This window comes from Streptomyces hainanensis, from assembly GCF_004348415.1.
Taxonomy (GTDB): Bacteria; Actinomycetota; Actinomycetes; order Streptomycetales; family Streptomycetaceae; genus Streptomyces; species Streptomyces hainanensis.
In genome coordinates, this window is the sequence record NZ_SMKI01000361.1 from 1 (window position 1) to 8,232 (window position 8,232).

The window sequence follows — 8,232 nt, forward strand, 5'->3', positions numbered from 1 at the left end:
TGGTCAGACTGCTGTCGACCTCATCAGCGATATCCAGGAGATCGGCCTGCGAGTCAATCAGCGACTGAAGTTCGTCCGGATCACCCGGCGTCGGGTCCTCACCCAGGTTGATCGCACTCCAGTCCGGCGGGCGGGGCATAACCTGGATCCCTCTCCTTCTTCGCTGCGTCTCGCTGCCGCGGGGGCTCCGGTGGCCTCCCTCGCAACCTCCACGCGCGAGCGGGCTCCGGGGTTCACTTCCGCGATCGGCCTGAACCTTCCCCACGGCTGGTGCGTGGAGGGTGAGAAGGCGCCCCCCACGCGGGGGCCGACGACCACCGGGCCCGGGAGGCGCGTATGCCCGACTTCTTGATGGACTACGAAGAGCTCTACGCCATGCAGCGCGGCATGCACTCGCTCGCCGACCAGGCGGGCGACGGCGGCGGCAGCGGCAAGTTCGCGGAGCTGGGGAACCGCACCGCCTCCGAGAACACGGCGGTGTTCGGCTCCAGCTATCTGTCCAGCCAGTTCAGTGTGTTCTTCCGGATGTCGAAGCAGCGAACCGAGAAGGCCACCGAGAAGCTGCGGCAGTTCGGCGACACCTTCGAGGGCGTCGCGCAGGCCCTGTTCCAGCAGGACTCGGAGATCGCCGCCGGCGCGGCGGCCGCCTCGGCCAAGTCGGAGTTCAACCGCTGGCTGGACGAGAAGGAGCGCCACGAGAACTGGGTCGAGGCAACCGAGGAGTGGAACGAGTACCTGGAGAGCATCGGCGCGTCCGACTACTTCGAGGAGCACCCCGACGCGGTGATGGGCGAGGTCTGCGCCGAGGACGACCGCCCGGACTTCTGCGAGCAGTGGGAGAACGACCTCGACGAGAACAAGGCTCCCCAGCAACCGAGCCCCGACGAGCCGCCCGTCCCGGACGAGAACCCGCCGAGCCGGATGAAGTTCACCAACGCCGACGGCTCGACGACGGAGGTCACGCTCTCGTACAACGAGGACTTCGAGATCACGAGCGAGACCTCGACCACCACCCTGCCGGACGGCGAGGAGATCACCCAGACCACCGACTACACGTACGACGACGACGGCAACGTCTCCCAGGAGACGGTGACCGTCGAGCTGCCGGACGAGTCGGAGACGAAGACCGTCACGGACTACACGTACGACGCCGACGGCGAGGTCGTCAAGGAGAACGCGACGACGACGCATGGCGAGGACGAGTCGACGTCCGTCAGGGAGTACGAGGGGGACAGGACCGACGGTCTGCACTACGACGACCGCGACTACACCGTCACCACCGAGAACTCCGACGGCACGAAGAGCGTCGAGGACGTCACGATCAACGAGGACGGTTCCGGAACCAGGACCGTCACCGAGACGGACGAGGACGGGAACGAGACGACCACCACGTACACCCGTGAGGGCCCCGGCAACCGGTGGGTGGACGAGGACGCGGAGGACTGACCCCAGCTACTTCACGGCACCACGCAATTCGTCCGAGCGACCGAGGGAGACCCGGCCATGCCCAACATCAGCATCACCTACCAGGACGTGGACAGCGCCGCCACGGCCATGCGCACCAGCAACGAGACGGTCATCCAGCCGGCCGCCGACGCGGCCAAGGCCGCGGTCGACGACGCGCTGGCGAACCACCTGATCATGCCGAACACCGGCGGCGTGCTCACCCAGAAGTACACCGAGTTCCACACCCAGTTGACCGAGCTGATCACCAACATCAGCTCGTTCGCCGACCAGTTCGTCGCGATCAAGGACGGCATGATCGACCTCGACGAGCAGATGGCGAACAACCTCAACAACCCGCCGGCGCAGTAGCGGGCCGCCGCGCCCCCACTCCACCACCGACCACGAACGAAGGAGGCGACCATGGCGGATCTCTCCGCCGACTACGCGGGCATTCTCGACACCACGACGAAGCTCAGCACCCAGTGCGGCATCATCATCCCCGAGATCTACAGCCTGATGGCCGAGGTCAGCACGCTGCTGGACAACGGGCTCTACCTGGAGCAGGCCAGCCCGGCCCTGAAGACCGCGTACGAGGAGTTCAGCCGGTCGCTGCAGTCGGCGGCCGGCAACCTCCAGATCTTCGCGAACATCTTCACCGGCATCAAGGAGAGCCTGCAGAACAACGACGCGGAGCTCTTCTCGTCCACGCTCTCCAGCCTGGACGGTGAGGGCGGCTACGAGGTCACGGCCGAGGACTTCACCACCGAGCCCCCGGACCCGCCCGAGTGGAACAGCGAGAACAACATCGGCGGCACGCCGGTCACCTGGAACGAGGACCGCACCCAGCTCACCGGCCACGGGTGACAGCCTCCGCCGAGGTGTGACGGCGGCCGGACCCCTGGGCGGGGTCCGGCCGCCGCGGCATGAGGCGAACTCCTGACGTTTCCTTTACCACTTCTTGGTGATCCTTGAGCCGTCTTCAGGTTCGCATCAAGGAGAGGGATCGACGTTGGACGTCTCAGTGACCGTGTGGGTGCTCACGGTCGTCGGGCTGTGTGTGCTCATCGCGGCCGACTTCTTCATAGGCGGCCGCAAGCCGCACGAGGTCTCGCTCAGGGAGGCCGGGGTCTGGACGGTCGTCTGGGTCGTGCTGGCCGTGCTCTTCGGCGTCGGCGTGCTGGTCTGGGGTGACGGGCAGGCGTCCGGTGAGTTCTTCGCGGGGTACATCACCGAGAAGTCGCTCAGCGTCGACAACCTCTTCGTCTTCGTGCTGATCATGGCGAAGTTCGCGGTGCCGTCGATCTACCAGCAGCGGGTGCTGATGGTCGGCGTGCTGATCGCGCTGGTGATGCGCGCCGTCTTCATCGCCCTCGGCGCGGCCGCGATCAACAGGTTCGCCTGGGTCTTCTTCGTCTTCGGCGCCTTCCTCGTCTGGACCGCCTGGAAGTTCGTCCAGGAGGCCCGCGCCGACGAGGAGGACGAGAACTGGGAGGAGGGCCGTCTGCTGAAGGCCATCCAGCGCCGCGTGCCCTCCACCGACGCGTGGCACGGCACGAAGCTGGTCATCCGCGAGAACGGCAGGCGGCTGGTCACCCCGATGCTGATCGTCATGCTGGCGATCGGCCTCACGGACGTCCTGTTCGCGGTGGACTCGATCCCGGCGATCTTCGGCCTGACCCAGGACCCGTACATCGTGTTCACGGCGAACGCCTTCGCGCTGATGGGCCTGCGTCAGCTGTACTTCCTCATCGTCGGGCTGCTGAAGAAGCTGGTCCACCTGTCGTACGGCCTGTCGGCCATCCTCGCCTTCATCGGCGTGAAGCTGGTCCTGCACGGCCTCCACGAGACGACGAGCCTGCACGTGCCGGAGATCTCCACCCCGGTCTCGCTGGGCGTCATCTGCGGCGTGCTGGTGGTCACGACGCTCACCAGCCTGGCGGCGACGAGGAGGGCGGCGCGGCAGGCGGCGGAGAAGGCGGCCGAGTAGGCGGCCGGGTAGGCGGCGGAACGGGGCGCGGCCCGGCCCCCGGGGAGGGGCCGGGCCGCGAAGGACCGTACGGGAGACGGGCGTTACTCCTGGAGGACGGTCAGCGGGATCTGGATGGCGACCGGGCGACCCTGACGGTCGGCGAGCCAGGCGCGGCCGGGGGTGGACGGCGGGCGGAGCTGTTCCGGCGCCAGCCGGACGCCGACCAGTTCGCCCTCGCCCAGGTTCTTCGGCGCCAGCAGCATCCCGCGCCTGGCCCGGCGGACGATGCCGATCCAGCCCATCGCGGTCATGCCGTCCGCCGGGCCGGCGAGCAGCAGGGCGAGGCCGCGGTCCCGGCCCGCCGAGGCGACGCGGCGCAGTGCCTGGTCGGCGCGGCCCGACATGAGCATCTCGGCGTCGTCGACCACCACCACGGCCGGCCGCCCCTCCAACGACTTGAGCGCGGCCTCCAGTTCGTCGCCCGTCGGGTCGGACGAGGACAGCACCCGGGCCAGGCCGTGCGCCGCCAGGCGGCGCAGCGGCGAGTCCCTGGGGGTCAGCACCACCAGCGCCGTACCGCCCATCAACAGGGAGACGGACATCGCGGCGAGGGTGTTGGAGCGGCCGCTGCCGGGCGGGCCGGCGACGATGAAGGAGCCGACGTCGGCGGTGAAGTCGTAGCCGATCGGCGCCGCCTCGTCGCCGCCGAGGCCGAGCAGCGCCCACATCGGGCGGCGCTGCTCCTCGGGGATCAGGTCCACGGCCTCCTGGAAGCCGACCACGGTGGGCAGTTCGCTGATCTGGAACGGCCGCTGCCCGTCGGCGATCCCGGAGTCGCGGGCGGTGGCGCGGCGGCCGATGGCGCGGAGCGCGTCGGCCTGGTCGCCGCGGCCCCTGGCCGGCGCCTTGTCCAGCTTCGAACCGGTGCCGGCCGCCGGCGTCTGCGCCGGCAGGAGCAGGATCTGCGCCTCGGTGGCGCCCGGCGTGAACCAGCCGCGTCCCGGCGGGATGCGCTCGGGCACGGAACGCCGGTTGATGCCCGCCGCGGCGAAGTCCATCCGGTCGGTCTGGCGGAGCAGCAGCCGGCGGTCGTTGTGCTGGGCCGGGCGGCCGCCGAGCAGGATGCGCTCGGAGGTGGCGATCACGTGGATGCCGGCGGCGGCGCCCTCGCGCAGCAGCCGGAGCAGTTCGTCGAGCAGCCGGCCGCCGTCGTACTTGTCGAGCATGCTGTTGAGCGCGTCCCAGCCGTCGATCAGCAGCAGCAGGTGCGCGGGGCGTTCGGCCTTCGGCAGCTTGGCGCGCAGCTCGGAGATCGAGGTCACGTCCTCGCGGGCGATCTGGCTCTGCCGCTCGGTGAGTTCGGCCATCAGCCGGCGGACGAGGCGGTCGAGGCGCTCGGGGTCGTGGCGGGAGACCACCGAGCCGCAGTGCGGCAGGGTCTCCAGCGTCGAGAGGCCGCCGCCGCCGGCGTCGATGCCGTAGATGTGCAGTTGGTCGGTGGTCAGGTAGGTGGCGGCCGCGCCGGCGATGGTGCGGAGCGTCTGGGTGCGGCCCGAGCGGGGTGCGCCGATGACGTAGAGGTGGCCGAAGGACGCGAAGTCCAGGTAGCCGAGCCGCTGGTCCTGCCGGTGCGGCAGGTCGAAGTAGGCGTAGGGCACGGGCTGCAGCCGCAGGGAGCCGGGGGCCGGGTCGGTCTCGGGTTCCGGCATGGTGACGCGCTCGTCGAGCGGCGGGAGCCAGGGGCGCGGCTGCGGCGTGAAGTCGGGCAGCACCTCGGCCGCGGCGCGCACCGCGGCCACCAGCTCGCTGAGGTCGGTGGGCGGGTCCTGGGGCTCGCCCGCCTCGGCCTCGGGGGCGGCGACGAGGTCGTCGAGGTCGGTCGGCATGGCGACGGGCCGGCCCAGCTGCTGCCAGGTCAGCTCGGCGCCGCGGACCGCCCGGGGTCCGGTGCCGGCGCGGGTCTCGCCGGTGCCGTCGGCGGGCGCGCGCTCGGCGCCGACCCAGGCGGTCTGGAACGGGAGCGGCGGGCCGTCGCCGCGCCGGATCATGGCCCGGCCCGGGGTGGCGGGCGAGATCCCGGAGGCGGCCGGCGAGTTGATGATGTCGGTGGACTCGGTGCGGTCGGTGACGCGCAGCGCGACCCGCAGGTTGGTGTTGGCGCGGATCTCGTTGCTGACGGCGCCGGCCGGGCGCTGGGTGGCGAGCATCAGGTGCAGGCCGAGCGAGCGGCCGCGCTGCGCGAGGCTGATCAGTCCTGGTACGAACTCGACGAGTTCACGGACCAGGGTGGCGAACTCGTCGATGACGAGCAGCAGTCGGGGCAGCGGGGGCAGCTCGGGTTCACGGGCCCGCTTGGCCCGGTACTCGCGGTGGTCCTTGACGCCGACGTCGGCCAGCAGCTGTTCGCGGCGCTTGAGTTCGGCGTCCAGCGAGGCCAGGGCGCGCTGCACCAGGTGGCCGTCGAGGTCGGTGATCATGCCCAGGGTGTGCGGCAGTTCCGCGCACTCGCGGAAGGCGCTGCCGCCCTTGTAGTCGACGAGCACGAAGGTCAGTTCGTCGGGCCGGTTGACGGCGGCCAGCGAGGCGATCATGGTCTGGAGCAGTTCGGACTTGCCGGATCCGGTGGTGCCGCCGATCAGTCCGTGCGGGCCGTCGGCCGCCAGGTCGAGCACGGCGGTCCCCTCGAAGCCCGAGCCGATGACGAAGGCGGTGCTGGCCGGCCGGCGCTGCCAGTCGGCCACCAGCGCGGCCGGGTTGGGCGGCTCCTGGCCGAGCAGCGGCAACAGCCGTACCTCGGTGGGGAGTCCGGCGTCGGCGTCCACGCTGACGTCGCGCAGTGGGGCGAGGGCGCGGGCCGCCTCCTCGCACCACTCGGGGTCGACCTGGTCGGCGCGCACGCCGGTGACGGTCGGGTGTCCCGAGCTGCGGACGGTGAGCCGGTTGCCGACGGCGGTGACGACGGCGGTGCACTGCTCGGGCAGCAGCCGCTCGCGCTCGTCGAGGCAGATGCTGAAGATCCGGGCCGGGGGCCCCTCGGTGAGGATCTGGGTGACGCCGGGCACCTCGCGCAGCCGGTAGGCGCCGTCCATGATGACCAGCACGTCGGGCTCGGCGGGCGCGGCGGCCTGCCGCCCGGCGCCGCCGGTGACGGCCGTCCTGACCTGGATCTCGGCGAAGAGCTCGCTGACCCGGCGGGAGGTGGACTCGGGGTCGTTGCCGAGGGCGATCAGCGGGGCGCCGGTGCCTGACCTGGCGGGCCTGAGGTGGGGCAGCCACCGGACCCAGGCCCAGTCGTCGACGTGCTGTTCGTCGGTGAGGACGACGATCCGCAGGTCGCGCGGGCTGTGCAGGACGGCGGACTGGGCGACGGCCCAGCGGGCGACGGCGCGGGCGGTGGTGCTGGTGCCGGTGAGGCCGAGCACGCCGAGCTGGCGGATCTCGGCGCCGAGCGGCACGTCGGCGAGGCGCCAGTGCACCTGGCGGTGGTTGGTCTCGCGCGCCTGGTCGCTGATCTTCTTGAGCGAGGCGCGGGCGACGGTGCCGAGCCGCAGGGTGAGGTAGTCGCCGTGGTGCCGCCGTCGTTCCCACAGTTGGCGGCCGGGGCCCGTCGCGGTGAGCTGGACGGCCGCGGGGTCGGGGGACGCCTCGTTGCGCAGCCCGCGCTCCTCGACGGTGGCCCGGCGCATCTCGTGTTCGAGGGCGGCGCGGCGCAGTCGGAAGCGGCGCATCTGCTCCTCGTGCCGCTTCCGGTTGGAGCGGCGGCCCGTCAGCCAGTTGCCCACCGCCATCAGCGGCGTGAACAGGATGAGGATCATGAAGTAGAAGGACCGGAATATCGCCATCATGGCGAGGCCCATGACCAGCGGCGAGAGCATGAGCATGAGCGGGAAGGTGCGCGGCCCGGGGGGCGACGGCGGGCCCGGCAGGCTCAGGTTCTCGGCGTCCAGCGGCGGGACGATGCGGGGCGGCCGGTTGTAGTCCATGGTCAGGCCGTCGGGGGCCGGCTTGACGGCGGCGTCCGGCTCGAACGGCGGCGTCAGACGCAGCAGGTGGTCGCCGAGCGTGAGGTCGGCGAAGAGCGGCCAGTCCTCGAAGCCGGCGTCCGGCGGCGGCAGTTGGCCGGGGGGCGGCGGCTCGGGCGGCTCCGGCTGGCCGTCGGGGCCGATGGTGTGCGTCGGCTCGACGCTGTGCCCGCCGGGACCGCCGTCCTGCGGACCCGCCGGCTCCTCGTCGGTGAGCGGGGTGCCGGTCTCGGGGTCGACGGGCGGCGGCGGGGTGAGGCTGCGCAGCCCGCACTGGTCGAAGTCGGCGTCCTCGGGCAGCCGGTAGCTGGCGGTGCCGTCGGTGTGGACGGTGATCCAAGTGCCGGCGGGGGGCAGCCCGTCGTCCTCGTTCGGGTCGTCGGTCGAGCTGTCGGCGAGCCGGATGGCGCAGCTGCGGTCGGTGCCGATCTCGTAGGCGCCGGGGCCGAGCCGCCAGATCCGGCCGGCGCCGGGGCCCGAGACGTGGCGCAGTTCGAGGAGCGCCGGGTCGGTGGCGGGCGGGGTCCAGGCGCGGGCGGCGCTGGCCCGGTGGGGCGCCGGCGCGCCGCGGCCGAGCAGCACGCCGTCGCGGACGCCGCCGATGCCGAGCGGCGCGTCGGAGTCGAGCAGGCGCTCGCCCAGGAAGAGCCTCGGGGTGTCGAGCGCCGCTGCTGAGTCTTCGGACGAGGTGGGAGTGGTGGAGCCGGTGACCCGAGGGGGTAGTAGGTGAGTGATGGGGTGACGCAGGAAGGTAGTCCAGCCCGGGTGGTGGTTATCCCGGGGTAAGGGTGTGGC

5 protein-coding genes are annotated in these 8,232 nt (G+C 71.6%); 4 read left to right on the forward strand and 1 reads right to left on the reverse strand.

The window, feature by feature from the left end; all coding sequences use genetic code 11:
* Nucleotides 1-336: 336 nt before the first annotated feature.
* The 4 genes from E1283_RS26865 (at nt 337) to E1283_RS26880 (ending at nt 3,433) form a co-directional block, all read left to right on the forward strand.
* Nucleotides 337-1,446, forward strand: coding sequence for a hypothetical protein (locus E1283_RS26865; protein WP_132820745.1), 1,110 nt, complete (start codon nt 337-339; stop codon nt 1,444-1,446).
* Nucleotides 1,447-1,503: 57 nt separating this feature from the next.
* The gene (locus tag E1283_RS26870) at nt 1,504-1,815 is read left to right on the forward strand and encodes a hypothetical protein (RefSeq protein ID WP_132820746.1); all 312 of its coding nucleotides are present in this window, start codon (nt 1,504-1,506) and stop codon (nt 1,813-1,815) included.
* Nucleotides 1,816-1,866: 51 nt separating this feature from the next.
* On the forward strand, nt 1,867-2,310 hold the full coding sequence (locus E1283_RS26875) for a hypothetical protein (protein ID WP_132820747.1): 444 nt from the start codon (nt 1,867-1,869) through the stop codon (nt 2,308-2,310).
* A gap of 145 nt (nt 2,311-2,455) precedes the next feature.
* Nucleotides 2,456-3,433 (forward strand): TerC family protein, encoded by a 978-nt coding sequence (locus E1283_RS26880; protein ID WP_132820748.1) that lies wholly within the window; start codon nt 2,456-2,458, stop codon nt 3,431-3,433.
* A gap of 83 nt (nt 3,434-3,516) precedes the next feature.
* Here the strand turns inward: E1283_RS26880 and E1283_RS26885 are convergent.
* The coding region (locus tag E1283_RS26885) for an FtsK/SpoIIIE domain-containing protein (protein ID WP_341829955.1) at nt 3,517-8,232 on the reverse strand (4,716 nt) is incomplete at its 5' end.